Origin of the sequence: Sulfitobacter sabulilitoris, from assembly GCF_005887615.1 — a bacterium.
In the GTDB taxonomy this organism is placed as follows: domain Bacteria; phylum Pseudomonadota; class Alphaproteobacteria; order Rhodobacterales; family Rhodobacteraceae; genus Sulfitobacter_E; species Sulfitobacter_E sabulilitoris.
This window is the reverse complement of sequence record NZ_VANS01000002.1, coordinates 70,681-94,858: the sequence shown is the minus strand read 5'-3', so window position 1 is coordinate 94,858 and position 24,178 is coordinate 70,681. Positions and strand designations below refer to the sequence as shown.

Sequence of the window (24,178 nt, the reverse complement as noted above, 5' to 3'; positions counted from 1 at the left end):
ACATCTTTCGGGGCGCTGCCGTGGGCAAAAGGCACAGACATGACGGTTGATTACCCGACACTGGCAAAAACGATCGCCTCGCTCACCGAGGGCGAAACCGATACCGTTGCCCTGATGGCGACGATCGCCTGCGAGGTGCACCACGCCGACGACCGCTTCGACTGGACCGGGTTCTACCGCGTGACCGAACCTGAACTGCTCAAGATCGGGCCCTACCAAGGCGGGCATGGCTGCTTGCAGATCCCGTTTTCGCGCGGGGTCTGCGGTGCCGCCGCCCGCACCGGTCAGACGCAGCTTGTGCCGGATGTCGATGCCTTTCCCGGTCACATCGCCTGTGCGTCCTCCACCCGGTCGGAATTGGTGCTGCCGGTGTGGAATTCGGGCGGCACGGTCATCGCCGTCTTTGACATCGACAGCAACCGGGCCAACGCATTCACGACAGTCGACGCGACCGAACTGGCCCGCATCCTCGCCGCCGTCTTTGCGCCGGGCTGAACAGGGGCGATGAAATTTCTCTGGCATTTTTCACGATGTTCAGGCAGCGTGAAAAAACGCCGGCTAATTTCATGGACCTTGCATGCGCCACCACGCACCTGCCACATCTGACACGCTGGGCGCGGACCTGCGGGCGCTTCGCCGCGCGCGCGGGCTGACGCTGGCGGGGATGGCCACGGTACTGGGCCGGTCCGTCGGCTGGCTGTCTCAGGTCGAGCGCAACCTGTCCGAACCATCGATCACCGATCTGCGCCACATCGCGTCGCTGCTCGAGGTTTCGGTGTCGATGTTGTTCCGTCACGCCGCCGCCCCCGCGCAAGAGGCTGGGTTTGTCGTGCGCCGCGGCGCGCGCCGCCAGATCGGATCGACCGCCGCCGGGCTGGTCGAAGAGCTTCTGTCGCCGGACCTGACCGATGACTTTGAGATGGTCCACTCAACCTTTCAGCCCCACAGCCGCATCACCGAACAGGTGACGCGCCCCACCCAAGAGGTCGGATATATCGTTTCGGGCACGCTCGAGATCGAAATCGCGGGCACCGCCCATACCCTGCGCCCCGGCGACAGCTTTCGCATTCGCGGCGAGCCGTTCCGCTGGGCCAATCGCACCCCCGATCCCGCCGTGGCGATCTGGGTCATCGCGCCGCCGGTGTACTGACATGAGCGTCGAGGCATGGAGTGTATTCGCGCTGTTCTGGGTCGTCTTCGTGACGACGCCGGGCCCGAATGCGGTCAATTGCATCACCAACGGCATGACGCTGGGATTTGGCCGGTCGATGGTGGGGGTTCTGGCGATCCTGACGCAGGCCTCGTTGTTTCTGCTGCTGTCGGCCGCGGGTGTCACGGCGTTGATCGCGGCCTCGCCGACCGGGTTTCAGGTTGCGAAACTGCTGGGTGCGGGGGTCTTGATATTCCTGGGCGTCCGGGGCTGGATGATGGCGGGCGCCCCGGTCCGGATGGATCCCCGGCCCGCGCGGTCGGTCTATATCCGCGCGCTGACGATCGCCACGATCAACCCCAAATCGGTGGCGGGTTATCTGGCCGCATTCTCGCAGTTTGTGCAACCCGACGTGCCGATCTGGGGGCAGATGGCGGTCATCATGCCGACCGCGCTCATCCTGACCACGCTCAGCTACACGGGATTTACCGCGCTGGGTGCGGGCATAGGGCGCTTGGCGCTTGGCGTGGTGTTCAACGTCTGGGTGCGCCGGGTCATGGCCGCTTGTTTCATCGTTTACGGCGTTCTTTTGGGCACCGCCACACCACCGGAGAGGGTCTGATGCTCAAGGGATCGTGCCTGTGCGGCGCCGTCACATTCACCGCCACGGGGCCGGCGCGGGATCCCGCGGCCTGTCATTGCAGCCAATGCCGCAAGCAGTCGGGCCATTACTGGGCCGCCGTGCAGGTGATGGACGACGCCTTGCGGATGTCCGGCGATGTCCGCTGGTACTCAGCCACACCCGGCGTTCGGCGCGGGTTCTGCCCGACCTGCGGCGGATTTCTGTTTTGGAAATCCGATGCCGATCCCGACACCGGCGTGGCACTCGGTGCGCTCGACGGTGCGACCGGGCTGCGCCTCGTGCGGCACATCAATACCGCCGACAAGGGCGATTATTACGACATTCCCGATCCCGTCCGGCAGAAGGAACAGACAGATGAGTGAATTTCCATCCACGGCCCGCGTGGTCATCATCGGCGGTGGCGTTGTCGGCGTCTCGACGCTCTATCACCTGGCCAAGATGGGCTGGACCGACTGTGTACTGCTCGAAAAGAACGAACTGACGGCGGGCAGTACATGGCACGCGGCGGGAAACTGCCCCTCGTTCAGCACCTCCTGGGCCGTGATGAACATGCAGCGCTATTCGCTGGGTCTGTACAAGGGGCTGGCGGAGGAGGTCGATTATCCGATGAACTACCACGTCACCGGCTCTGTCCGGCTGGCGCACAGCCGCGAGCGCATGATGGAGTTCGAGCGCGCCCGGTCGATGGGCCGGTATCAGGGCCTCAGCCTCGAAATGATGGACCTTGCGGCAATCAAGGACAAATACCCTTTCATAGAGACACATGATCTGGTGGGCGCGCTGTATGATCCCGACGACGGCGATATCGACCCCGCGCAGTTGACGCAGGCGCTGGCCAAGGGTGCGCGAAACATGGGGGCAAGGATCGAACGGTTCTGCCCCGCGACCGGTGTCAGCCGCGATGGCGCCGAATGGATCGTGCACACCGACAAGGGCGATATCCGCTGTGAAAAGGTGGTCAATGCCGCCGGCTACTACGCGCAACGCGTGGGGGAATGGTTCAAACCCTACGGTGGGCGCACCGTGCCGATGACAACGATGAGCCACCAGTTCTTTCTGACCGACGAAATCCCCGAACTGAAGGCATGGACGCTGGAGCAGGGCCACAAGGTGCCGCTGCTGCGCGACGTCGATAGTTCCTACTACCTGCGGCAGGACAAGTACGGCCTGAACCTGGGCCCCTATGAGCGCAACTGCAAGGCGCATTGGATCACGCCCGACGATCCGATGCCCGAGGATTTCAGCTTTCAGCTTTATCCCGACGATCTGGAGCGGCTGGAATGGTATATCGAGGACGCGATGGCGCGGGTGCCGATGCTGGGCACCGCAGGCGTCGGTCGGGTGATCAACGGGCCCATTCCCTATGCGCCGGACGGGTTGCCGCTGCTGGGGCCGATGCCGGGCGTGCCCAATGCCTTCGAGGCGTGCGTGTTCACCTTCGGCATCACCCAAGGCGGCGGTGCGGGCAAGGTGATGGCGGAGTGGATCACGCAGGGCCAGACCGAATGGGACATGTGGGCGACCGATCCGCGCCGCTACACCGATTACACCGACCAGGAATATTGCAACGCCAAGGCGATGGAGGTCTATGGCCACGAATACGCGATGCATTTCCCGCGCCACTCCTGGCCCGCAGGGCGAAACCGCAAATGCTCGCCCGTGCATGACAAGGTGCTGTCGCTGGGGGGCGTGATGGGCGCCTACAACGGGTGGGAGCGCGCCAACTGGTTCGCACAGGCCGGCGACGACACTTCGGAGCAGGCGACGCAGACCTGGGACCGGGACGGCCCGTGGGCCAGGCGGGTGCGCGAGGAATGCGAGGCGGTGCGCGATGGCGTCGGGGTCCTCGACCTGCCGGGATTCTCGCGGTTCAACCTCGCGGGTGATGGCGCGGCGGAGTATCTGCGCGGGCGCATCGCTGGTGCGCTGCCAAAGACCGGGCGCATGAACCTTGCCTATTTCGCCGACGACCGGGGGCGGATCCTGACCGAGATGTCGGTGCTGCGCCATGCCGAGGATCAGTTTACCCTGATCACGGCCGCTACCGCGCAATGGCATGACTGGGATGTGCTGAACACCGGCCTGCCCGCAGGTCTGACGCTGAGCGATCACACGCGCGATTATTCCACTTTGATCGTCACCGGCCCCGCGTCCCGCGCGTTGTTCGAAAGCCTCGATACCGGGGCGGATCTGTCGCTGCCGTGGCTGTCGCACCAGGGGGCGGAGGTCGCGGGTCGGCCCTGCGCGCTGGCGCGGGTCAGCTTTGCCGGCGAACTGGGGTGGGAAATTCACGCCGCCAACGCCCATATCCCGGCCCTATACGATGCGGTGCTGGGCGCTGGGGCCAAGCCTTTCGGCATGTTCGCGCTGAATTCCCTGCGCATCGAAAAGGGCTACCGCAGCTGGAAGGGCGACCTGTCGACCGACTACACCCTGCTGCAAGGCGGGTTGGATCGGTTCATCAAGTTCGACAAGCCGCAGGACTTTCCAGGCAAGGCCGCACTTCTGGCCGAGCGGCAACGGGGCGTGGCCAAGCGATTTGTCACCTTGACCGTCGATGCGGGCGACCAGGACGCACCCTACATGTCGACGATCTGGCACGATGGCACGGTGGTTGGCGAAACGACGTCGGGCGACTGGGGATATCGCCTGGGCGGATCGGTCGCGCTGGGCATGATCCGCGCGGATCTGGCGCAGCCGGGCACCGCATTGCAGATCGACATCTTCGGCCAGATGCGTCACGCGGTCGTGCAACCCGATGCCCCGCTATGGGACCCTGACAACCAACGGCTGCGGGCGTAATCGTTTTCCTGCAATGAAAACGGCCCCGAATTCCTGAAGAATTCCGACCCCGCTCAAAGGATGGAACATGACTGACATAACGCTTCTCGACGGCTCGATTGGGCAAGAGCTTGTCAAACGCTCCGGCGATCCGGCAACGCCCTTGTGGTCGACGCAGGTGATGATCGACCACCCGGCGCTCGTGGCGGCGGTGCACGCCGACTATTTCGCCGCCGGCGCCACCATCGCCTCGACCAATACCTATGCGACCTACGAAAGCCGTCTTGAAAAGGTCGGTCTGGGCGACCGCGTGGACGAGTTGATAGCGACCGCTCTGGACCAGGCCGAGACCGCCCGCACCGCCCACGGATCGGGGCGTATCGCGGGGGTCATCGGGCCGCTTCTGGCCTCGTACCGGCCCGATCTGGTTGTCCCCCCGGAGGACGCCGCCGCCCGATTCGGCGCCAGGGCCGCCCGCCTTGTGCCGCGTGTCGATCTGCTGCTGGCGGAAACCGTGTCCTCCCTGAACGAGGCCGAAGGCGCGCTGCGCGGCGGCACGGGCCACGGCAAACCCTTCTGGATCGCATTCACGGTCGAAGACCACGACGGCACGCGTCTGCGCTCGGGCGAGCCGCTGTCGGATGTGCTCGCGCTGATTGCCGCATATCGGCCCGACGCCGTATTGATCAATTGCACCCGCCCCGAGGCGATCGCCGCGGCACTGCCCATCCTTGCGCAAAGCGGCCTGCCCTTTGGCGCCTATGCCAACGGCTTTGTCGAGGTGAGCGAGGAATTCAAGGCCGACATGCCCACCGTCGACGCGCTGCAGAACCGCACCGACCTTACGCCCGCCGCCTATGCTGACATGGCGATGGGCTGGGTCGGCCAGGGGGCCACCATCATCGGCGGCTGCTGCGAGGTCGGCCCCGACCACATCGCTGAAATCGCCCGCCGCCTGCGCCGCGCCGGCCACGCAATCGTCTGACAAGGACCGCACGCCCATGACCCAACCGCCCGCCCATGCCCGCGTCGTCATAATCGGGGGCGGCGTCATCGGCTGCTCGGTCGCCTATCACCTCACGAAACTGGGCTGGCAGAACGTGGTCCTGCTCGAGCGTAAACAGCTCACCTCCGGCACCACGTGGCACGCCGCCGGGCTGATCGCGCAGTTGCGCGCCACGGCGAACATGACCAAACTCGCCCGGTACAGCCAGGAACTCTACGGCACGCTCGAGGCCGAGACGGGCGTCGCCACGGGGTTCAAGCGGGTCGGCTCCATCACCGTGGCGCTCAGCCATGAGCGGCGCGAGGAGATCTACCGTCAGGCGGCGATGGCGCGTGCCTTCGGGGTCGATGTCGAGGAAATCTCGCCCGCCGAGGTGAAGGCGAAATACGAACATCTGAACATCGACGGGGTGACGGGGGGCGTATACCTCGACAAGGACGGGCAGGGCGATCCGACGGGCATCGCGCTGGCGCTGGCCAAGGGCGCGCGACAGCGCGGCGCGCAGGTGATCGAACGCACCTGCGTCACCGGCATCACGCGGCAGGGTCGCCGTGTCACCGGGGTCGATTGGCAACAAGACGGCGCGCGGGGTCACGTCGCCGCCGACATGATCGTGAACTGCGCGGGCATGTGGGGGCACGCCGTGGGGCGCATGGCGGGGGTCAACGTGCCGCTGCACGCCTGCGAACACTTCTACATCGTCTCCGAACCGATCGCGGGGCTTGGCGCGCTGCCGGTGCTGCGGGTGCCGGACGAATGTGCCTATTACAAACAGGACGCGGGCAAGATGATGCTGGGCGCATTCGAGCCATCGGCAAAGCCTTGGGGCATGGGGGGTATTCCGCAAGACTTCGAATTCGATCAACTGCCCGAGGATTTCGACCATTTCGAACCGGTTCTGGAGGCGGCGGTGCACCGGATGCCGATGCTGGCCGACGCGGGCATTCATACCTTCTTCAACGGTCCTGAAAGCTTTACGCCCGACGACGCCTACCACCTTGGCCTTGCGCCCGAGATGGACAATGTCTGGGTCGCCGCCGGCTTCAACTCGATCGGTATCCAGTCGGCTGGCGGTGCCGGCATGGCGCTGGCGCAATGGATGGAGGACGGCGCGAAACCCTTCGACCTGGGCGATGTGGACATCGCGCGGATGCAGCCGTTTCAGGGCAACAGGACCTATCTGTTCGAGCGGTCCCGCGAAACGCTGGGTCTGCTTTATGCCGATCACTTTCCCTATCGTCAAAAGGCCACCGCGCGCGGGGTACGGCGCACACCGTTCCACCGGCACCTGTTGGACCACGGTTCGGTGATGGGCGAACTGGCCGGATGGGAGCGCGCGAACTGGTTCGCCCGCCCGGGTCAGGCGCCGGAGTATCGCTATTCGTGGCGGCGGCAGAGCTTTTTTGACAACGTGGCGGGGGAACTGGCGGCGATCCGCACCAACGTGGGGATGTACGATATGTCCTCCTTCGGCAAGATCCGGGTCGAAGGGCGCGATGCGGAGCGGTTTCTCAACCACCTGTGCGGTGCGCAGATGGCGGTTCCGGTGGGCAAGATCGTCTATACTCAGTTCCTGAACCCCACCGGCGGGATCGAGGCCGACGTGACCGTCACCCGGCTGAGCGAGACCGCCTACCTGGTTGTCACCCCCGCCGCGACCCGCCTGGCCGATCAGACATGGATGATGCGGCATGCGGGCGATTTCAACGTTGTGCTGACCGACATGACGGCGGCCGAAGGCGTTCTGGCCGTGATGGGCCCCAACGCGCGGGCGCTGCTGCAAGCGGTATCGCCCGATAATTTCTCGAACGCGACGAACCCTTTCGGCACCGCGCAACAGATCGAGATCGGAATGGGTCACGCCCGCGCGCACCGCGTCAGCTATGTCGGCGAACTGGGGTGGGAGATCTACGCGAGCACCGACATGGCCGCGCATGTGTTCGAAGTGCTGCATGCGGCGGGACAGGGCATGGGCCTGACGCTCTGCGGGATGCACATGATGGATTGCGCGCGCATGGAAAAAGGGTTCCGACACTTTGGCCATGACATCACCTGCGAGGATCATGTGCTCGAAGCGGGGCTCGGCTTTGCGGTGAATACGGGAAAACCCGATTTCATCGGGCGCGGCGCGGTGCTGGCAAAGCGCGACGAGGGGCTTGACCGTCGACTGGTGCAATTCCGGCTGAACGACCCTGAACCGCTGCTGTATCACAACGAACCGGTGCTGCGCGACGGTCAGATCGTGGGCTTCGTGTCGTCGGGTGCATACGGCCACACCCTGGGCGGGGCGATGGGGCTTGGCTATGTCCCCTGCCGGGGCGAAACGGCGGCGCAGGTCCTGGCGTCCTCCTACGAGATCGACGTGGCCGGAACCCGTTTCGCCGCGACCGCCTCACTGAAGCCGATGTATGACCCGGCATCGGATCGCATGAAGGTTTGAGGCTGGCCCATGCCCGCGCAACCCGTTAGTCACCGGGAGCGGAGGACCGATCATGCGCAACCCCGACAGCCTGAACCAGAAAGCCGATGAAGATACCGGACAGGGCCTTGCCCTGGCGGTGACCGCCTATCTGCTGTGGGGGTTCTTGCCGATTTACATGAAGCTGGTGGCGCATATCCCCGCCGCCGAAGTCGTCGCGCACCGAATCATCTGGTCCGTGCCGGTGGCCGCCGTCGTGCTGATCGTGATGCGGCGGACCGATGCCCTGCGCGATGCGTTACGCTCGCCCAGGATGCTGGCGATGGCCTGCGTGACGGCGGCGCTGATATCGGTCAACTGGGGCATCTATGTCTGGGCCATCGCTTCGGGTCATGCGCTCGATGCGGCGCTGGGCTATTACATAAACCCGCTGTTCAGCATCTTTCTGGGCGCGTTGCTGCTGGGCGAACGCCTGTCCGCGGCGCAGCTGGCCGCCATCGCCCTGGCCGCCGGCGCGGTCGTGGTGCTGATCGCCGATGCGGGCACTGTGCCCTGGGCGGCGCTGGGCCTGATGTTCAGCTGGGGGTTTTACGCGCTGGCCAAGAAAAGCCTGCCGATCGGCCCCAACCAGGGCTTTCTGCTCGAGGTGCTGATCCTGCTGGGGCCCGCGCTGGGCTACGTCGGCTACCTGTCGTTGACGGGTGGCACGCATTTCGCCGCCGGTCTGGCGCGCGACACGTGGCTTTTGCTGGGCTGCGGACTCGTCACCGCCGTCCCGCTGCTGTTTTACGCCAACGGCGCCAAGCTGTTGCGGTTGTCGACCATCGGCATCCTGCAATACATTGCGCCGACGCTGATCTTTCTGGTGGCCGTGTTCGTCTTTGACGAACCGTTTGGCCGCGCGCGGATGATCGCCTTTCCGATGATCTGGATGGCACTGGTGATCTACACCGCTTCGATGGTGCGGCAAATCCGGCAGCGTGCCGCTACCTAGCTCAGCGCGTCGCGGAAGTCGCGGAACGCAGGGTCACGTTGCACGCGTGCGTTCATCGCCTCACGCAGGGCGCCGATGCTCTTGTGCGGGCGCATGACCACTTCCAATTCGGCGATCAGCCCGTCATCGTCAAGCGTCACCAGATCGACGCCGACCGCGTCCAGATCGCCGATCCTGCATTGAAATTCCAGCGCCCAGTCGCGGCCTTCGCCCATTACCCGGCGATACTTGAAATCGGAAAACACCTGCCCCACGTGGCCAAGGACCGCCGCCACCGGTGCGCGCCCGGTCCATGTGGCGAAATATGTCGGGGGCTGAAACCGCACCTCTTCGGCCAAAAGCGGCGCGATGGCGGCGGCGTCTCCCTTGGCGACGACCTCCTGCAGTCTTGCGATCGTGGGATGCATGGCGCGGCTCCGGGGTGCATGGTGGGTTGTAAACCCATCCTACATCTGCAAACCAGCCGCATGGAACAGGAATATGCCCCGCCCATGGATCCGCTGGTGATCCTGCATGAAGACGCCGAAGTGCTGCTGGTGGACAAGCCCGCCGGGCTGCTGTCGGTGCCGGGCAAGGGACCGCACCTTTCCGATTGCCTGCTGGCGCGGGTGCAGGCCGCCTTTCCCGACGCGCTTTTGGTGCACCGGCTGGACCGCGACACATCCGGCGTGATGATTTTTGCCCTGACGCCTTACGCGCAGCGGCATCTTGGCCTGCAATTCGAAAAGCGGATGACGAAAAAGACGTATGTCGCCCGCGTCTGGGGCGTGCCCGACGACAAGACCGGCACCGTCGACCTGCCGCTGATCGTGGATTGGCCGAACCGCCCGCGCCAGATGGTCTGTCATGACACCGGGAAACCCGCGCAGACCGACTGGCGGGTGATCAAGGACGAAGGCGACACCGCGCGTGTCCGGCTGAGCCCCAAGACAGGCCGCAGCCACCAGTTGCGTGTCCACATGCTCAGCCTCGGCCATCCGATTCTGGGCGACCCTTTCTATGCCAGCGGACCCGCGCGCGACTTCCCGCGTCTGATGCTTCATTCCGAGGAATTGCGCTTCAACCACCCGCAGGGCGGCCATTCGACCAAGGTCCGCGCCAAGGCGCCGTTCTAGGCCGCCGCGGGCAGGATGCGGTCTTGGATCAGGGCCATCAGGTCGCCGAAATAGCCCTGCGACCGGGCGGGGCGTGTCGGGTCCGATGAAATGACGATGCCCAAGGCCAGATCCGGCACGATGCAGATCACCTGCCCGCCATAGCCACGCGCCAGCGCGTACCGCATCCCGCCCGCGCGCCCCAGAAACCAACCGTAGCCATAGTGCAGCCCCGAAAACGGCGACCGCGTGCGCGGCGTCAAGGACCGGGCGACCCAATCCTGGGGCAGGACCTGCTGACCGCCATAAGCGCCCTTTTGCAGATACATCTGGCCGAACCGCATCATCGCATCCGTGGTCAGCGCCATTTCATTACCGCCCAGATAGCGCCCCTGCGGATCGCGGGTCCAGGCGGGTATATCGATGCCCAGCGGCGCGCCAAGACGGCTGCGCGCCAGCGACAGCAGGCTTTGCCCCGACACTTCGGCCAGCACGGCACCCAGCACGTGAAAACTGCCGGTGGAATACAACATTCGGCGGCCGGGCTCCGCCACAAACGGGCGTGACAGCGCATCGGCCACCCAATCGTCGCTGGAAACCCATGCGCCATAATTCGCGCCCGAAGTCCGCTCAAGCCCCGCCTGCATCGTCACCAGATGTTCGATCGTGATGTCCGCCACGCGCGGATCGGCCCGGCGCGGGATCAGACGCGGTGCAACATCGCCCAGACGCGCCGCGACACCGGATATTTCGCCACGCGCCAGCGCCGCACCCGTCAAAGCCGCGACAAGGGTCTTGGACACCGATTTGATTGGCACGGCACGGCCCGCGGCGGGGCCGCGAAATGTCTCTTGCAAGACGGGCTGCCCGTTTTGGTGGATGATGATCGCGTGCAACTGGTCCAGACCGCGCGCGGAGTGCGCAACCCGGTCCCAGGCCGGCGCCCGCGCCCAAACCGGGGTTGCGGCGAACGCGCTTGCCCCGGCAAGTATTCCGCGGCGTGTGAATGAATATGTGTCGGACATAAGTGCCCAGATAAGTCCCGCGTGCCGCAAGCCAAGTCAGATCACCGTGATCTCGCGGCATGGGACGCCCGCGCGCCTTGGTTCGCTGTGGCTAATCCGCCATGTGCGGCCCGGACCCCGGGGCAGGCGGATCGCCCAAAAGCTGTTCGAACGCCTTTGACATATCATTGAGCGAGCAGGGCTTGGGCAGAAATATGGTGCCGTCATTGGGCAGAACGCCATCTTCGGCATAGCCCGACGTGATCAACCGCTTGATATGCGGATACCTGTGCTGCACCTCGCGCAAGAGATCCGCACCGCTCAGGCCACCGGGCATGACCATATCGGTGAACACGATGTCGATGGTGTTCGGCTTGTCCAGAAGGTCCAGCGCCTGCTGGCCGTTTGCCGCCTCGACCACCTGAAAACCAAGATACCGCAGCCGTGTGACCGACACTTTGCGGACGCGGGCATCGTCTTCGACCACAAGCACGCACTGGGTTCCGATCACCCCCGTCGGTTTTGCGCGAACGTCTGCCTGATGAACGTCGCCATCCCTATCGGTAATCGGAAGATACAGGCTGACCGAGGTGCCGCGCCCCGGCTCGCTGTCGATTTCAAGGTGACCGCCCGATTGCTTGGCAAAGCCATGCACCATGCTCAGCCCCAAACCGGTTCCCTTGCCCTGCTCCTTGGTCGTGAAGAACGGATCCATAGCCCTGGATCGCAGATCGGCGGCCATCCCCTGTCCGTTGTCCGAAACCGTCAACCGCACGTATTCCCCCGGTTCGACATTCAGGTTCTGCGCCGCGATTTCATCGCCCAGAGCCACGTTGGCGGTCTCGATCGTCAGGCATCCGCCGTCGGGCATGGCGTCCCGCGCATTGATCGCCAGGTTGAACACCGCATTCTGGGTTTGCGCCGGATCGGCCATCGTCTGCCCCAGGTCCGCGGCCAATTTCGTGCGCAACTCTATCGTTTCGCCAAGCGCGCGGGTCAGCAGGTCGGTCATGTCATCGATCAGGTTTTCGATGTTCAGCACCTGTGGTTCCAGCGGCATCTGGCGCGCAAATGCCAAAAGCTGCTGTGTCAGGCTCGCCCCGGATTCCGCTGCTGCTATCATCTCATTCAACAGCCGGGACGCAATGACGTCACCGGCGATGCGACCGGACAGCAGCTCGCTGTTGCCAAGAATGACCGTGAGCAGGTTGTTGAAATCATGCGCGATGCCGCCGGTAAGCTGGCCGATGGCTTCCATCTTCTGGGCCTGGCGAAGCCGCTCTTCGGTTTGCAGTTTCTCGGTGATGTCCTGAATGATGGCGACAAAGACCGCCCGTGCGCCTGTCTGGACAAGCTGCAAGTGCACCTCGACCGGATAGGTGGTGCCATCCTTGCGCCGGTGGATTGTCGTGAACACCAGCAAACGCTCTCTTTTGTCCCGCAGCGGGCTGATCAGAGTTTCGAAACTCTCCCGTGTCATTTCCGGCTTGATGTCCACCGGAGTGAGGGCGCGAAACTCGGAGTTGGAATAGCCCATGTTCTTTCTCGCGCCGAAATTGGCCTGGACGAATACCAGCGTGTCGGCGTCGAAGATGTAAATCTCGTGCAGGGAATTCTCGACGATATGAGCGAACTGGTCCGCTTCGGCTTCGGCCTGAGAAAGCGATGTCAGAGGGTCCCGCGCGCTGGACCAACTTGATATGTCACGGTCGTCAGAGTCATAACTCATCGTTTTGTCCGATCAGCAAGCGCTTGTGGCACAGTAGCATAAAATGAAATCGCTTTCAGACAAGACTGCACGCTGTACAAACACCCGCCCCGATAGCAGGGCCTTTGATACTGCTGCACAAAAAAAGGCCGCCCCCAACGGGACGGCCTTGGTGCGCAGACGGCGATGGGTCTATTCGGTCGCCCAGCCGGAGACGGCCTTGATCTCGAGGAAGTCCTCGATACCGAAGACCCCGCCCTCGCGGCCGTTGCCCGACCGCTTCATCCCGCCGAACGGCGACCCGGCGGCGCGGCTGGTGCCGTTCATCTCGACCATACCGGAGCGCAGATGCCGGGCCAGCCGGTTGCGGCGCGCGCCATCCTGGCTCTGAACATAGTTGGTCAGACCGTAGACCGTGTCATTGGCGATCGCGACCGCCTCGTCCTCTGTGGTGAACTTCATCATCGAAAGAACGGGGCCAAAGATCTCCTCGCGCGCGATGGTCATGTCCGGGGTGACATCGGCAAAGACCGTGGGCTTGACGAAAAACCCACGGTTCAGACCGTCGGGCCGGCCCGTGCCGCCCGCGACCAGACGCGCGCCTTCGTCGATACCCTTCTGGATAAGGTCCTGGATCTTGTTGAACTGCACCTCGTTCACCACGGGGCCGATATGGCGGCCTTCCTCCGACGCGGGGCCGACAGTGACCTTTGCGGCCACGGCGGCGGCCTCGTCCACGGCCTTGTCGTAGATGTCGGACTGCACCAGCATCCGGCTCGGTGCGTTGCACGACTGTCCGGTGTTGTTCATCATGTGCAGCACGCCGCGCTTGACCGCCTTGTCGTCGGCGTCGGCAAAGATGATGTTGGCACCCTTGCCGCCCAACTCAAGGTGGACCTTTTTCAGCGTGTCGGCGGCGTTCTTGGAAATGGCCGTGCCCGCGCGGGTGGAACCGGTAAAGCTGATCATGTCCACATCTTCATGCGAAGACAACTGGCTGCCGACGCCTGCGCCATCGCCGTTCACCAGGTTGAAGACCCCTTTGGGGAACCCGGCCTTGTCCATCAGCTCGGCAAAGATCATCGCATCCAGCGGGCTTTCCTCGGAAGGTTTCAGGACCATGGTGCAGCCCGCGACCACGGCGGCACCCACCTTGAGGGTGATCTGGTTCATCGGCCAGTTCCATGGCGTGATAAGCCCGGCCACACCCACCGCCTCGCGGATGATGCGGTCGTTGGGCGCGTGATCGCCGAGCGGCTCTTCGAACTGGAACGCCTTGGCTGCCTTGATGAAGTTGCTCAAGTGCCAGCTTCCGGCGCCGACCTGCGATGACCGCGACATGTCGATGGGCGCGCCCATTTCAAGGCTCATGGCCTGGGCCAGATCCTCTGCGTGTTCCTTGTAGACCTCGAGCAGCTTTTCCAGCAGCGCGATCCGTTCCGCCGGATCGGCATACATCCAACCCGGCAGCGCGGCCTTGGCGGCGGCCACGGCCGCATCGGTGTCGGCCTGACCGCCAAGCGAGATCACGGCACAGGGTTCTTCGGTCGAGGGGTCGATGACGTGATGGTCCTTGCCCGCCTTGGGGGCGACCCATTCACCGTTGATGTAGAAATCGCGTTTTTCCAACATTGCGATACTCCTTGATGTTTGTGGACCGCCCCGGGAGTTTCGGGCCCGAGGGCGGATTTGGCGCTACTGTGTCACCCGGCAACCGCAGGGGCAAGAGAGCGCCGCGACCTAGTTTCAAAGGCCTTGTCGAGACGCCCGCAGCGGGCCGCCGACTTTCCATCCCGGCATTGCGGTGTGAATTCGGTCTGCCCGTGCCGATCTATCCCCCGCGAGAGGGGATGAAAGACAAAGCAGCAATAATTAGGTATAGTGGCACAAACAGAATTCATCACCGAACAGGAGGATACCATGGGTTTGCGTATCAACGACACCGTCCCGAATTTCACGGCCGAGACCGATCAGGGCACGATCAAATTTCACGACTGGATCGGCGATAGCTGGGCGATCCTGTTTTCACACCCCAAGGATTTCACCCCGGTGTGCACCACCGAATTCGGCGCGGTCGCGCGGTTGGCCGACGAATGGGAAAAGCGCGGCACGAAGGTGATCGGCGTCAGTGTCGATGGGGTCGAGGATCACAAGAAATGGAAGGGCGACATCGAAAAGGCCGGCGGCGCCAAGCCGGGCTTTCCGATCATTGCGGACGATGGGCTCGAAGTGTCCAAGGCCTTCGACATGCTGCCCGCCGAAGCCTACCTGCCCGATGGGCGCACCCCCGCCGACAGCGCCACGGTTCGGTCCGTGTTCATCATCGGGCCCGATAAGCAGCTCAAGCTGTCGATGACCTACCCGATGACGGTGGGCCGCAACTTTGCCGAAGTGCTGCGCGCGTTGGATGCGTTGCAGATGTCCACCGGCAAGGGTGTGGCGACGCCGGCCGACTGGCAGACCGGTCAGGACGTGATCATTCCCGCCACCGTATCGGACGAGGACGCCAAGGCAAAATTCGGCGAGTTCAAGACGATCCTGCCCTATCTGCGCACCACCAAGGCACCGACCTGACACCGACCTGCGACCGGGCCGCGGCGGGCCTTGTCCCGCCGCGGCCTATCCCTTTTGCGGATGCGCCCAGAGCCGGGCACGGTAGATCGCCCGCTTCCATTCGCGCGCCAGCTTGCCTGTGACGGGGGTCTTTGTCTGGATCGTCGATCCGCCGATCTCGCCCGCGATTTCTGCGTTTCCATTGGGCAAAAGCGTATGCACTGGCTGGCCGGTAATCCAATGCATCTGAAGCCATGTATCCACCGGCCGGTCGATCCGCTCCGATCCGGCGAGCAGCCGTTTCGCGGCGTCGCGGCCAACCACCTGGCACACGCACTGCAGCCCGATGACGCGCGGCACGATGAGCCGCATGTCGCCTGATTGGGCCACGACTTCGCCAGATGTTTCGCGCGGCTTGATCGGAAGGCGCACGTACATGCCGGGGCGCATATGCGGGGCCAGAAGCTTCAGCGCAGATGCAAACCGCGCCGGATCGATCCGCAGGTCATCCTCCACGATCACCGCATGATCCCAGCCTTCGTCGATGATCCGCTGCCAGCAGCGTCTGTGGCTTTGGAAAACGCCGATCTCGGCTGGCCGCAGGGCAAAGGGATAATGCGGACGATGCAGCGTTCCGGGCAGAACCGTGACGTCAGACACCTGCGCCGGATCGCGGCCATCGACGGCTTCGATCAAACGGGCGTTCGGCAAATCCTCAAGCAGCCGGTCCGCATTGGGTCGGCGCTGTGTGCTGGTGCTCATATGAATGATCAGGGAGTGCATCCGGCCTTTTAACGCCCCGTCGCCCCATGTGCCATCGCTCAGATGGGCAATTCGGTCGTGGTCTTGAGCTGCTTGAGCACAAAGCTCGAATGAACCTCGCGCACGAAGGGGCTGCGCAGCAGCGTATGGGTCATGAAGTGCTCGTAGGCCTCCACGTCGGGCATCCGGATCTTCAACTGGTAGTCCGACACACCGGAGGTCGAAAGACATTCCAGGATTTCCTGGTGTCCTTCGATCAGTCCGGCAAACCCCTTGACCGTCGTCTCTGTATGGTCGGTCAGCGTGATCGAGGCCAGCACGAGAAGCTTGCAGCCAACCTTGCCCGGATCGAGCAGCGCCACCCGCGACAGGATCACGCCCTTGGTCTCGAATTCCTGCAACTTGCGCCAAACGGTGCTTTGCGCCATGCCGCACCGTTCGCAAAGCTGGGCAAGCGACTGGCTGCTGTCACGCTGGATTTCGCGCAAAAGGTTGCGGTCTGGTTCGGAGAGTTCAATCATTACAAAGCTGCACTGGAAGGGGACTGCGCCGGGTTTATCGCGATCACAAAAATTTTACACGGATTTTTTTCGTCCTGTCACAAATCGCGCCACGCCAAACCTGGGCGAAGCGATCGGTCCGGAACTACAAAGCCCCGGCGTTTCCACCGGGGCTTTGCGTGTCTTTGCGATCAAAAAGCGGGACAAAGCCCGATTTGGGCGGATTATTCGTCCGCCGTTTCCTCTTTCTTGATCTCTTCACCGGTTTCCTGATCGACGACTTTCATCGACAGGCGCACCTTGCCGCGATCGTCAAAGCCCAGAAGCTTCACTTTCACTTCCTGGCCTTCCTTCAGAACATCCGACGGATGGTTCAGGCGACGGTTTTCGATCTGGCTGACGTGCACCAGGCCGTCGCGCTTGCCAAAGAAGTTCACGAAGGCACCGAAATCGACGATCTTCACGACAGTGCCGGTATAGACGGCACCTTCCTCGGGCTCGGCCACGATCGAATGGATCATGTCGTAGGCCTTTTTGATGGCTTCGCCGTTGGGCGATGCGATCTTGATGATGCCCTCGTCGTTGATATCGACCTTGGCGCCGGACACTTCGACGATCTCGCGGATCACCTTGCCGCCCGATCCGATGACTTCCCGGATCTTGTCGGTCGGGATCTGCATCGTTTCGATGCGCGGAGCATGGACCGAGAAATCGGCCGCGCCGGACAGCGCCTTGTTCATCTCGCCGAGGATATGGATACGACCGGCTTTCGCCTGCTCAAGCGCCTTTTCCATGATCTCGGGCGTGATGCCTGCGATCTTGATGTCCATCTGCAGGGATGTGATCCCGGCTTCGGTGCCGGCCACCTTGAAATCCATGTCGCCCAGGTGGTCTTCGTCACCCAGGATGTCGCTGAGGATCGCATAGGAGCCGTCCTCTTCGAGGATCAGACCCATCGCCACACCGGCCACCGCGGATTTCAGCGGCACACCCGCGTCCATCATCGACAACGAGCCACCGCAGACCGATGCCATCGACGACGAGCCGTTGGATTCGGTGATCTCGGATACGACGCGGATGGTGTAGGGGAAATCGGTGCTTGCCGGCAGAACCGCCTGCAACGCGCGCCACGCCAGCTTGCCGTGACCGATCTCGCGGCGACCCGGAGGGCCCACGCGCCCGACTTCGCCGACCGAATAGGGGGGGAAGTTGTAATGCAGCAGGAAGTTGGATTTGAAGTTGCCGTGCAGCGCATCGATGAACTGCTCGTCGTCGCCCGTGCCCAGCGTGGTCACGACCAGACCTTGCGTTTCACCGCGGGTAAACAGCGCCGACCCGTGCGTCCGGGGCAGGATGCCTGTCTCGGATACGATGGGGCGGATCTCGTCGGTCTTGCGACCGTCGATCCGCGTGCCGGTTTTCACAACGTCACCGCGCAGGATGGACGCTTCGAGCTTTTTCATCGCCGAGCCGAGGTTCGCATCGGCAAGCTGCTCTTCGCTAAGCGCGGCCTTGACGGTTTCGCGCGCGGCGGCAACAGCGGCGGTGCGCTCCTGCTTGTCGGCAATCGCAAAGGCGGCGCGCATTTCGGCTTCACCGGCCTTTTTGACGTCCGCATAGAGATCGGAATAATCGACCGGCTGGAAATCGAACGGCTCTTTCGCCGCGTCTTCGGCCAGGTCGATGATAAGGTCGATCACCGGCTGAATGCTTTCATGGGCGAATTTGACCGCACCCAGCATTTCCGCTTCCGTCAGCTCGTAGGCTTCGGATTCGACCATCATCACGGCGTCCTTGGTGCCGGCGACAACCAGATCAAGCCGCTGATCGGGGTTCAGGCGCAGGTCCTGCATATCGTCCACGGTGGGGTTCAGGATGTATTCGCCATCCTCGAAACCGACGCGGCAGCCCGCGATCGGCCCCATGAAGGGCGCGCCCGAAAGGGTCAGCGCGGCAGAGGCCGCGATCATCGCGACCATGTCCGGGTCGTTGACCAGGTCGTGGCTCAGCACGGTACACATCACCAGCACTTCGTTCTTGAAGCCCGGAACGAACAGCGGGCGGATCGGACGGTCGATAAGACGGCTTGTCAGCGTCTCTTTCTCCGTCGGGCGCGCCTCGCGCTTGAAGAAACCGCCCGGAATTTTACCGGCGGCATAATATTTCTCGTTGTAGTGCACGGTCAGCGGGAAAAAATCCTGACCGGGTTTTTGCTGACGGGCAAAGGTCACGTTCGCCATGACCGAGGTTTCGCCCAATGTGGCAATGACCGACCCGTCTGCCTGACGGGCAACCTTGCCGGTTTCCAGTGTAAGCGTCTCTTCGCCCCACTGCATCGATTTCGTCGTTACGTTAAACATCTACGTTTCCTGTGTTGGCCCCTCGGGGCCCTTTGCATAGGGGGCGTATTCCCCCTGACTCCGGTATCTTCTTTGTCAGGCGCTGGAGTCCGGGCGCCGGCTTTCAGATTGCCGGGGCATACATGAGAATGACGGTGATGGGAAGGGACGGCAGCGTCGCAGCCGCCGAAGCGCCCGGCGCTAGAACATTTTCAGGTCGAGCAGCACGAGTTCGGAATAAAGATTGTCGATCTCATGTGGCGCGATGACGCCCGGCGCATAGTGCCGGGGCACCTTGAATTGCGCGCTGGCATCGCTGTCGATGTCTGCCGGCACAAATCGCTGATCCACCGACAGCACCGCCTCGCGCGCGGGCAATACGGTGTCGGCGATGCGACGGGCATGCGCGGCAAAGGCGGGGCGGTTGCCAAGGTACATTACCTCGTAGGTGACATAGTCATCGTGCTTTCGCTTGACCGAGATCACCAGAAGGCAGGGGTCGTCGGGCGTGTCCACCGCAAAGCTGATCAGGTTCAGTCCGGTGTGATCCGCAAGGACCCGGCGGTCCTTGTCGGTCAGTGCCGCCGGATCGGACAGCAGTTTCAGCGGGGCGGCATCCGCGCGCGGCCGCCAGATACGCCGCGTGTCGTCCAAGACCCGAAAGCCGGCCTTTTCAAGGACCGGTACGGCGGCCGGGGCGCTTGAGTAATTGGTGACCGCGATGGCCGGATCGGCGGTCGCCAGGTCCAGCATTCGGTGCCCGATGCCCTGCATGCGATAGTCCCTGAGCAAGTACCACGATGACATGTCGATTGTCTTGGCCCAGCCATCGCTGGTCATGCGGTTGGCGGGGACCAGCCCCAGAACCCCGACCAATCTTCCGTCATCGCGGACGGTGATCGCATAGCTGTCTTGCGGCTCGCCCCAGCGCCCGTCCAGCAGCGCCTGCCAGGTCTCGAACCCCCATTTCGCCTTTGGGAATACAGCTTGCATGAAGCGTGCGACCTCTTCGCGGTCATCCGGGGGGGCGTGGGCGACTGTTACCATGAGTTCATGTTACAATGGATCAAGCAGCGACGACAGGCTGACCCAACGCACGTGGTCGTGACGGGACAGGCGATCCAAGAGCGCATCGACAAAGGCCCATGTCCCTGCGTCGCTTTGCAGGTGGTGGGTCAAAAGCCCGGTCGGCTCGGCGCGGTCCGCGCGTCCGGTACGGCGATCGGCAAGGTGCGTGACGACCGAGTCGAGTGTCGGCTCCAGCCCGCGATACCGTGCGCCCTGCTTCCAATGAATGGGATCGATATGGCAATTGACCTGCATCAGCCCCCGGGCGGGCTGCGCGGTGCGGCGCGCATCGAACTGCGACAGCAACCGGAAATCGAGGCCCGCCAGATGCGGCAGGGTCGCGTCGGAGACCCGGTTCCACGGCGGTGCGAGCGCTGGCAGCGTGTTTGGCAGGGCCGCGTCGGCCAATCGGCGCGCGCCCTCGCGCAGATCGCTCAATTGCAGATCCATCCGTCGGTGGTCGCCGATCTCGGACGCGCCGGCCCCCTTGGGTTCGTGGTTGATATGGGCGAAGCCGTGTTGCATGACATACACGCCCTGCGCCCCGGCCAGCCGGTCGGCAAGGTCCGGCGCGATATCGGCCGGTATGACGGCCAAATGAATAGGGATGGCGTACCGCTCGGACGTGGCAAGCAGCCGGTCAAGCGGCCCTGTGGGCGCATGGGTGTCATCATCGCGCCACCATAGCGTGGGCGTTTCACCGGCCTCTCGCCAGAGCATCAGTTCTCGTTCAAGATCGGACCAATCGGCCATTTCACTCAGCAGCCTTCTGGTTTTCGACACCCACTCGACAGCGAAAGTATACCCGAAAACCCACCGGGTAGCGAACCCGGAGATAAAACGAACCGCGCCTTGTTGCCAAGGCGCGGTTCGCTGTCTTTCGGTGGTCGGTGTCCCTTAGCGACGCAGGCCGAGGCGCTTGATCAGGTCCTGATAGCGGGCCTGATCCTTGCCTTTGACGTAGTCCAGAAGCTTCCGGCGCGTCGCGACCATCTTCAACAGGCCACGGCGACCGTGGTTGTCTTTCTTGTGGGTCTTGAAATGCTCGGTCAGCGTGGCAATGCGCGAGGACAGGATCGCAACCTGAACTTCGGGCGAACCTGTGTCGCCTTCTTTCGCGCCGAATTCTTTCATCACGCGGGCTTTTTCTTCGGCAGTAATCGACATCGGGGTCTCCTTTTCAATAAGGGTACAAGGAATGGCGCAGGCCGGGATGTCGTCCAGCGCAGGCCCATGGAGGTATCGCCAACCAACCGGAATCCGTCGGCGATGCGGGCGTATAGGAGGATTTGACGGGAAAGGCAAACGGTCATTGCCGAGGCGCGCCACCCGAACCCCGGCGCACGTTGCACCGGCCATGCCCGCTCAGAGCGGCGCAAACCCGGTCAGCATCGCATCGCCCAGTGAAATCAGCGTGATATCCGCCGCGGTCAGGTCAGCCGCATTGCTGACGCTGGCCAATGTGGCCCCGTTCAGCAAGATGTGCATCGTCGCGGGATTGTCGGCATCCGCTTGCAGCGTCACCTCGGGGGCGTTGGCGCCGCTGGCGTCGTCCCAGACCATGATCAGGCTGTCGTCGTCAGCGTCATAGTCCATGATCTGTGCCGCGCCTCCCCCGGCGATCCAGTCGCCCAGCACAATGCTGTCCGCCCCGTCGCCGGCTGTCACGATGTCTTGCGCGCCTGTCACAATCACATCGTCGCCGCCGCCGCCATTCAGGAAATCACCGTCGTCCTGATCGCGCAGACCGGCTATGACGGGGTCGTCCTCCACCCCGCTCAGCGTGTCGTCGCCCCAGCCGCCGAACAGGGTGTCCGCACCGAACCCGCCCGCCAGATCGTCGTCGTCCAGACCGCCGAGAAGCGCATCGTCGCCATTGCCGCCCCGAAGCGAATCATTGCCCGCCGATCCCTGCAATTCGTCGTCGTCGTCGCCGCCAAACAGCAGGTCGTCACCGTTGTGTCCGAAAAACGCATCGTCGCCCGAATCGCCGTACAGAACATCTGCGCCGCTGTCGCCGTGCAGCGTGTCGTCACCCGCATCGCCCGACAGGCTGTCGTTGCCCTCCGCGCCATGCAGATCGTCGTTGCCTGCGCCGCCTGAAATCAGGTCGTCTCCGCCGTAGCCGCCAATCTGGTCGTTACCCGATGCACCGTTCAGCACATCGTCGCCTGACCCCCCGGTCAGAATATCGCCCAGCGACTGGATCATGCTGCCGGCCGCCTGATCTTCGGCGGATGCCTCTTCGTCTTCGTCGCCTTCAAGATCGACAAAGGCGACCGATCCAACAGCCATGATACCCATCAGTCCAGCCAGCCAAAGCATCTGCGATCCATCCTGTGACAGGCCGTGTCACACGCACGCGCCCGGCATCTACAAAGGCGCGAAAGGATCGAAAAAGCAAAGCCAATCGTTCGGGATGGTTAATGTGCGGTTAATGCGCCGCTGCGCCGTTCCAGGGCTGCGGCTGCTGCGTGTAGGGCAGGTACAGGGGGTGCTTGGGGTGTCCGGCCTTCGACAGGCCAAGATGAAACAGCGGGCGACCGCTCCGCGCCAGAAGCAGCGCGACATCGCGGCCGCGCTCCAGATGCGCCCCATGCGTGCCCCAGGCGGCGATGATCCGGTCGGCCCACTGCGCCCCGGAAAGGATGGCCGCGTCATTCCCCGGCCCCACCGGATCGGCGGCCGCACGCATGTTCCTCGGGTCGGTATCGCGCCAAGCAAAGATGTTGGTGACCTGAAAGCCGCCGAACCCCAGCGCGCGCGCGCGGCGCTCGCATCGCTCGACCGTCGGGTCGTTCTGGACTTCGGTCGCGGTCGACGGGTTGAGCATCACGAACATCACGCGCGGGCCGGCGTCGTCCCAAACCCGTGTCAGGCTGTACCGATAGCGCTCGCATGGCGAATAGACGGCGGTAGAGGGCGCGTCGCCCTTGGTATGGCTCCGTGTGATCATGGGTCGCCTTGTGCCAGCCCGGATGCCCCGCCGCAATGCCCCACCGGCCAGGCGTCAAAGCCGGCTGCGGCCTGCGCACCGGCCGCCGACAGGGTGAAACGGGTCTCCGACAGGCACGGCGCGGCGCGTGTTTCGAACTCTTCGATGACGCAACCGGCCGCGACGCGATGACACCCGCGCGGTCAGGCGGTCACGCCGATGCAGGCTTGCCGCAATCAGCCGGTGTTGAACACGCGCGACGGATGCAATTCGCCTGCCTTGTAACGGCCCACGGCCACGGCCCGCCCGTCGAAACTGGCCCAGCATTCCTCGCCGTACTCGATGTCGTGTGCCAGCACCATGCCCGGATTGCCGTTGCGCAGGCGTGCCGCGCCCTCCGGCGTGGCCCGGACCTCCGGCAAATCCTGCAGGCCCTGCTCCAGCGGCAAAAGATGCGAATCCAGCTCCGGTGTCCGCGCCATCGCCTCGATCTGCTCGAGCGTCAGCGCGCCTTCGGCCTCGAACGGCCCAGACCAGATGCGCCGCAATTCGCGCACATGGCCAAAACACCCCAGCGCCGCGCCCAGATCGCGCGCGATGGATCGCACGTAGCCACCCTTGCCACAGGTCATCTCCAGCGTGACGTGATCGGCATCGGGCCGGTCGGTCATCACCAACTCCTCGACCCAGAGCGGGCGCGCCGCGATCTCCACCGCTTCGCCGTCCCGCGCCAGCTTGTACGCGCGCTGCCCATCGATCTTGACGGCCGAGAACTGCGGCGGCACCTGCTCGATGTCACCCACGAAAGCCCCCAGCGCCGCCTTGATCGCTTCGTCGTCGGGGCGCAGGTCGCTGGTGGCGATCACCTCTCCCTCCGCGTCGTCGGTGTTGGTTGCCTGCCCCAACCGCACGGTAAAGGCGTAGGCCTTGAGCGCATCTGTGATATACGGCACCGTCTTGGTCGCCTCGCCCAGGGCAATGGCCAGAACGCCTGTCGCATCGGGGTCAAGCGTGCCCGCGTGGCCCGCCTTCCTCGCCTCCAGCGCCCAGCGTACCTTGTTGACCACGGTGGTCGATGTGGGCCCCGCGGGCTTGTCCACCACCAGCCATCCCGAAATATCCCGCCCCTTGCGCGCGCGTCCCATCGTCTTGGCCTCCCTCCGGAAAATCAGCGGGCTGCATAGACCGGCCTTGCCGCCGTGCAAACCCCAATCTTCCCGCT

At 63.8% G+C, this 24,178-nt stretch carries 23 protein-coding genes; 10 read left to right on the top strand and 13 right to left on the bottom strand.

Features of this window, described 5'->3' with window-relative positions:
• The first annotated feature begins 39 nt into the window (after positions 1-39).
• The 8 genes from FDT80_RS08810 to rarD all read left to right on the top strand — a co-directional run bounded on the left by FDT80_RS08810 (position 40) and on the right by rarD (position 8,993).
• On the top strand, positions 40-495 hold the full coding sequence (locus FDT80_RS08810; protein ID WP_138661918.1) for a GAF domain-containing protein: 456 nt from the start codon (positions 40-42) through the stop codon (positions 493-495).
• 82 nt (positions 496-577) lie between these two features.
• Positions 578-1,150, top strand: a complete 573-nt coding sequence (locus tag FDT80_RS08805; RefSeq protein WP_138661917.1) for a helix-turn-helix domain-containing protein — start codon at positions 578-580, stop codon at positions 1,148-1,150.
• Position 1,151: 1 nt separating this feature from the next.
• Positions 1,152-1,772 (top strand): LysE family translocator, encoded by a 621-nt coding sequence (locus tag FDT80_RS08800; RefSeq protein WP_138661916.1) that lies wholly within the window; start codon positions 1,152-1,154, stop codon positions 1,770-1,772.
• On the top strand, positions 1,772-2,155 hold the full coding sequence (locus tag FDT80_RS08795) for a GFA family protein (protein WP_170311830.1): 384 nt from the start codon (positions 1,772-1,774) through the stop codon (positions 2,153-2,155). Before FDT80_RS08800 ends, FDT80_RS08795 begins: the two co-directional genes overlap by 1 nt.
• Positions 2,148-4,595 carry a GcvT family protein gene (locus tag FDT80_RS08790; protein WP_138661915.1) on the top strand — a complete coding sequence of 816 codons (2,448 nt, stop codon included), beginning with the start codon at positions 2,148-2,150 and terminating at the stop codon, positions 4,593-4,595. Before FDT80_RS08795 ends, FDT80_RS08790 begins: the two co-directional genes overlap by 8 nt.
• A gap of 67 nt (positions 4,596-4,662) precedes the next feature.
• Complete coding sequence (locus FDT80_RS08785) at positions 4,663-5,559, top strand: homocysteine S-methyltransferase family protein (protein WP_138661914.1); 897 nt, start codon at positions 4,663-4,665, stop codon at positions 5,557-5,559.
• A gap of 16 nt (positions 5,560-5,575) precedes the next feature.
• Positions 5,576-8,020 (top strand): GcvT family protein, encoded by a 2,445-nt coding sequence (locus FDT80_RS08780; RefSeq protein WP_138661913.1) that lies wholly within the window; start codon positions 5,576-5,578, stop codon positions 8,018-8,020.
• Positions 8,021-8,072: 52 nt separating this feature from the next.
• On the top strand, positions 8,073-8,993 hold the full coding sequence (gene rarD / locus FDT80_RS08775; protein WP_138661912.1) for an EamA family transporter RarD: 921 nt from the start codon (positions 8,073-8,075) through the stop codon (positions 8,991-8,993).
• Here rarD and FDT80_RS08770 read toward each other — a convergent pair.
• Positions 8,990-9,400: a nuclear transport factor 2 family protein gene (locus tag FDT80_RS08770; RefSeq protein ID WP_138661911.1), complete on the bottom strand. Its 411-nt coding sequence runs from the start codon at positions 9,398-9,400 to the stop codon at positions 8,990-8,992. The two genes, rarD and FDT80_RS08770, sit on opposite strands and share 4 nt — an antisense overlap.
• Positions 9,401-9,460: 60 nt before the next feature.
• Between FDT80_RS08770 and FDT80_RS08765 the strand changes: the two genes are divergently transcribed.
• Positions 9,461-10,108, top strand: coding sequence for an RluA family pseudouridine synthase (locus tag FDT80_RS08765; RefSeq protein WP_138661910.1), 648 nt, complete (start codon positions 9,461-9,463; stop codon positions 10,106-10,108).
• Here the strand turns inward: FDT80_RS08765 and FDT80_RS08760 are convergent.
• The 3 genes from FDT80_RS08760 to FDT80_RS08750 all read right to left on the bottom strand — a co-directional run bounded on the left by FDT80_RS08760 (position 10,105) and on the right by FDT80_RS08750 (position 14,431).
• Positions 10,105-11,112 carry a serine hydrolase domain-containing protein gene (locus FDT80_RS08760; RefSeq protein ID WP_138661909.1) on the bottom strand — a complete coding sequence of 336 codons (1,008 nt, stop codon included), beginning with the start codon at positions 11,110-11,112 and terminating at the stop codon, positions 10,105-10,107. The genes FDT80_RS08765 and FDT80_RS08760 overlap by 4 nt on opposite strands.
• Positions 11,113-11,203: 91 nt before the next feature.
• Positions 11,204-12,820, bottom strand: a complete 1,617-nt coding sequence (locus tag FDT80_RS08755; protein ID WP_138661908.1) for an ATP-binding protein — start codon at positions 12,818-12,820, stop codon at positions 11,204-11,206.
• A 171-nt stretch (positions 12,821-12,991) separates the two neighbouring features.
• On the bottom strand, positions 12,992-14,431 hold the full coding sequence (locus FDT80_RS08750; protein ID WP_138661907.1) for an aldehyde dehydrogenase family protein: 1,440 nt from the start codon (positions 14,429-14,431) through the stop codon (positions 12,992-12,994).
• Positions 14,432-14,719: 288 nt separating this feature from the next.
• Between FDT80_RS08750 and FDT80_RS08745 the strand changes: the two genes are divergently transcribed.
• Positions 14,720-15,373, top strand: a complete 654-nt coding sequence (locus FDT80_RS08745; protein ID WP_138661906.1) for a peroxiredoxin — start codon at positions 14,720-14,722, stop codon at positions 15,371-15,373.
• A gap of 45 nt (positions 15,374-15,418) precedes the next feature.
• Here FDT80_RS08745 and FDT80_RS08740 read toward each other — a convergent pair whose 3' ends face one another.
• The 9 genes from FDT80_RS08740 to truB form a co-directional block, all read right to left on the bottom strand.
• The gene (locus FDT80_RS08740; protein WP_138661905.1) at positions 15,419-16,135 is read right to left on the bottom strand and encodes a glycosyltransferase family 25 protein; all 717 of its coding nucleotides are present in this window, start codon (positions 16,133-16,135) and stop codon (positions 15,419-15,421) included.
• A gap of 38 nt (positions 16,136-16,173) precedes the next feature.
• Positions 16,174-16,635, bottom strand: coding sequence for an Lrp/AsnC family transcriptional regulator (locus FDT80_RS08735; RefSeq protein ID WP_138661904.1), 462 nt, complete (start codon positions 16,633-16,635; stop codon positions 16,174-16,176).
• Positions 16,636-16,838: 203 nt separating this feature from the next.
• The gene (gene pnp / locus FDT80_RS08730) at positions 16,839-18,974 is read right to left on the bottom strand and encodes a polyribonucleotide nucleotidyltransferase (RefSeq protein WP_138661903.1); all 2,136 of its coding nucleotides are present in this window, start codon (positions 18,972-18,974) and stop codon (positions 16,839-16,841) included.
• A gap of 180 nt (positions 18,975-19,154) precedes the next feature.
• Entirely contained in the window at positions 19,155-19,946 is a 792-nt protein-coding gene (locus tag FDT80_RS08725; RefSeq protein ID WP_170311829.1) for a GNAT family N-acetyltransferase, read from the bottom strand.
• 63 nt (positions 19,947-20,009) lie between these two features.
• Positions 20,010-20,774 (bottom strand): polysaccharide deacetylase family protein, encoded by a 765-nt coding sequence (locus tag FDT80_RS08720; RefSeq protein ID WP_138661901.1) that lies wholly within the window; start codon positions 20,772-20,774, stop codon positions 20,010-20,012.
• Positions 20,775-20,918: 144 nt separating this feature from the next.
• On the bottom strand, positions 20,919-21,188 hold the full coding sequence (gene rpsO / locus FDT80_RS08715; protein WP_138662553.1) for a 30S ribosomal protein S15: 270 nt from the start codon (positions 21,186-21,188) through the stop codon (positions 20,919-20,921).
• A gap of 198 nt (positions 21,189-21,386) precedes the next feature.
• Positions 21,387-22,346 carry a calcium-binding protein gene (locus FDT80_RS08710; protein ID WP_138661900.1) on the bottom strand — a complete coding sequence of 320 codons (960 nt, stop codon included), beginning with the start codon at positions 22,344-22,346 and terminating at the stop codon, positions 21,387-21,389.
• 109 nt (positions 22,347-22,455) lie between these two features.
• Positions 22,456-22,977: a DUF1643 domain-containing protein gene (locus FDT80_RS08705; protein ID WP_138661899.1), complete on the bottom strand. Its 522-nt coding sequence runs from the start codon at positions 22,975-22,977 to the stop codon at positions 22,456-22,458.
• 215 nt (positions 22,978-23,192) lie between these two features.
• The gene (truB, locus tag FDT80_RS08700; RefSeq protein WP_138661898.1) at positions 23,193-24,101 is read right to left on the bottom strand and encodes a tRNA pseudouridine(55) synthase TruB; all 909 of its coding nucleotides are present in this window, start codon (positions 24,099-24,101) and stop codon (positions 23,193-23,195) included.
• Positions 24,102-24,178: the final 77 nt, after the last annotated feature.

Excerpts from the sequence above, each read along its gene's own strand:
- FDT80_RS08810 (WP_138661918.1), top strand. The coding sequence starts at position 40 with ATGACGGTTGATTACCCGACACTGGCAAAAACGATCGCCTCGCTCACC.
- FDT80_RS08805 (WP_138661917.1), top strand. The coding sequence starts at position 578 with ATGCGCCACCACGCACCTGCCACATCTGACACGCTGGGCGCGGACCTG.
- FDT80_RS08800 (WP_138661916.1), top strand. The coding sequence starts at position 1,152 with ATGAGCGTCGAGGCATGGAGTGTATTCGCGCTGTTCTGGGTCGTCTTC.
- FDT80_RS08795 (WP_170311830.1), top strand. The coding sequence starts at position 1,772 with ATGCTCAAGGGATCGTGCCTGTGCGGCGCCGTCACATTCACCGCCACG.
- FDT80_RS08790 (WP_138661915.1), top strand. The coding sequence starts at position 2,148 with ATGAGTGAATTTCCATCCACGGCCCGCGTGGTCATCATCGGCGGTGGC.
- FDT80_RS08785 (WP_138661914.1), top strand. The coding sequence starts at position 4,663 with ATGACTGACATAACGCTTCTCGACGGCTCGATTGGGCAAGAGCTTGTC.
- FDT80_RS08780 (WP_138661913.1), top strand. The coding sequence starts at position 5,576 with ATGACCCAACCGCCCGCCCATGCCCGCGTCGTCATAATCGGGGGCGGC.
- rarD (WP_138661912.1), top strand. The coding sequence starts at position 8,073 with ATGCGCAACCCCGACAGCCTGAACCAGAAAGCCGATGAAGATACCGGA.
- FDT80_RS08770 (WP_138661911.1), bottom strand. The coding sequence starts at position 9,400 with ATGCATCCCACGATCGCAAGACTGCAGGAGGTCGTCGCCAAGGGAGAC.
- FDT80_RS08765 (WP_138661910.1), top strand. The coding sequence starts at position 9,461 with ATGGAACAGGAATATGCCCCGCCCATGGATCCGCTGGTGATCCTGCAT.
- FDT80_RS08760 (WP_138661909.1), bottom strand. The coding sequence starts at position 11,112 with ATGTCCGACACATATTCATTCACACGCCGCGGAATACTTGCCGGGGCA.
- FDT80_RS08755 (WP_138661908.1), bottom strand. The coding sequence starts at position 12,820 with ATGAGTTATGACTCTGACGACCGTGACATATCAAGTTGGTCCAGCGCG.
- FDT80_RS08750 (WP_138661907.1), bottom strand. The coding sequence starts at position 14,431 with ATGTTGGAAAAACGCGATTTCTACATCAACGGTGAATGGGTCGCCCCC.
- FDT80_RS08745 (WP_138661906.1), top strand. The coding sequence starts at position 14,720 with ATGGGTTTGCGTATCAACGACACCGTCCCGAATTTCACGGCCGAGACC.
- FDT80_RS08740 (WP_138661905.1), bottom strand. The coding sequence starts at position 16,135 with ATGCACTCCCTGATCATTCATATGAGCACCAGCACACAGCGCCGACCC.
- FDT80_RS08735 (WP_138661904.1), bottom strand. The coding sequence starts at position 16,635 with ATGATTGAACTCTCCGAACCAGACCGCAACCTTTTGCGCGAAATCCAG.
- pnp (WP_138661903.1), bottom strand. The coding sequence starts at position 18,974 with ATGTTTAACGTAACGACGAAATCGATGCAGTGGGGCGAAGAGACGCTT.
- FDT80_RS08725 (WP_170311829.1), bottom strand. The coding sequence starts at position 19,946 with ATGCAAGCTGTATTCCCAAAGGCGAAATGGGGGTTCGAGACCTGGCAG.
- FDT80_RS08720 (WP_138661901.1), bottom strand. The coding sequence starts at position 20,774 with ATGGCCGATTGGTCCGATCTTGAACGAGAACTGATGCTCTGGCGAGAG.
- rpsO (WP_138662553.1), bottom strand. The coding sequence starts at position 21,188 with ATGTCGATTACTGCCGAAGAAAAAGCCCGCGTGATGAAAGAATTCGGC.
- FDT80_RS08710 (WP_138661900.1), bottom strand. The coding sequence starts at position 22,346 with ATGCTTTGGCTGGCTGGACTGATGGGTATCATGGCTGTTGGATCGGTC.
- FDT80_RS08705 (WP_138661899.1), bottom strand. The coding sequence starts at position 22,977 with ATGATCACACGGAGCCATACCAAGGGCGACGCGCCCTCTACCGCCGTC.
- truB (WP_138661898.1), bottom strand. The coding sequence starts at position 24,101 with ATGGGACGCGCGCGCAAGGGGCGGGATATTTCGGGATGGCTGGTGGTG.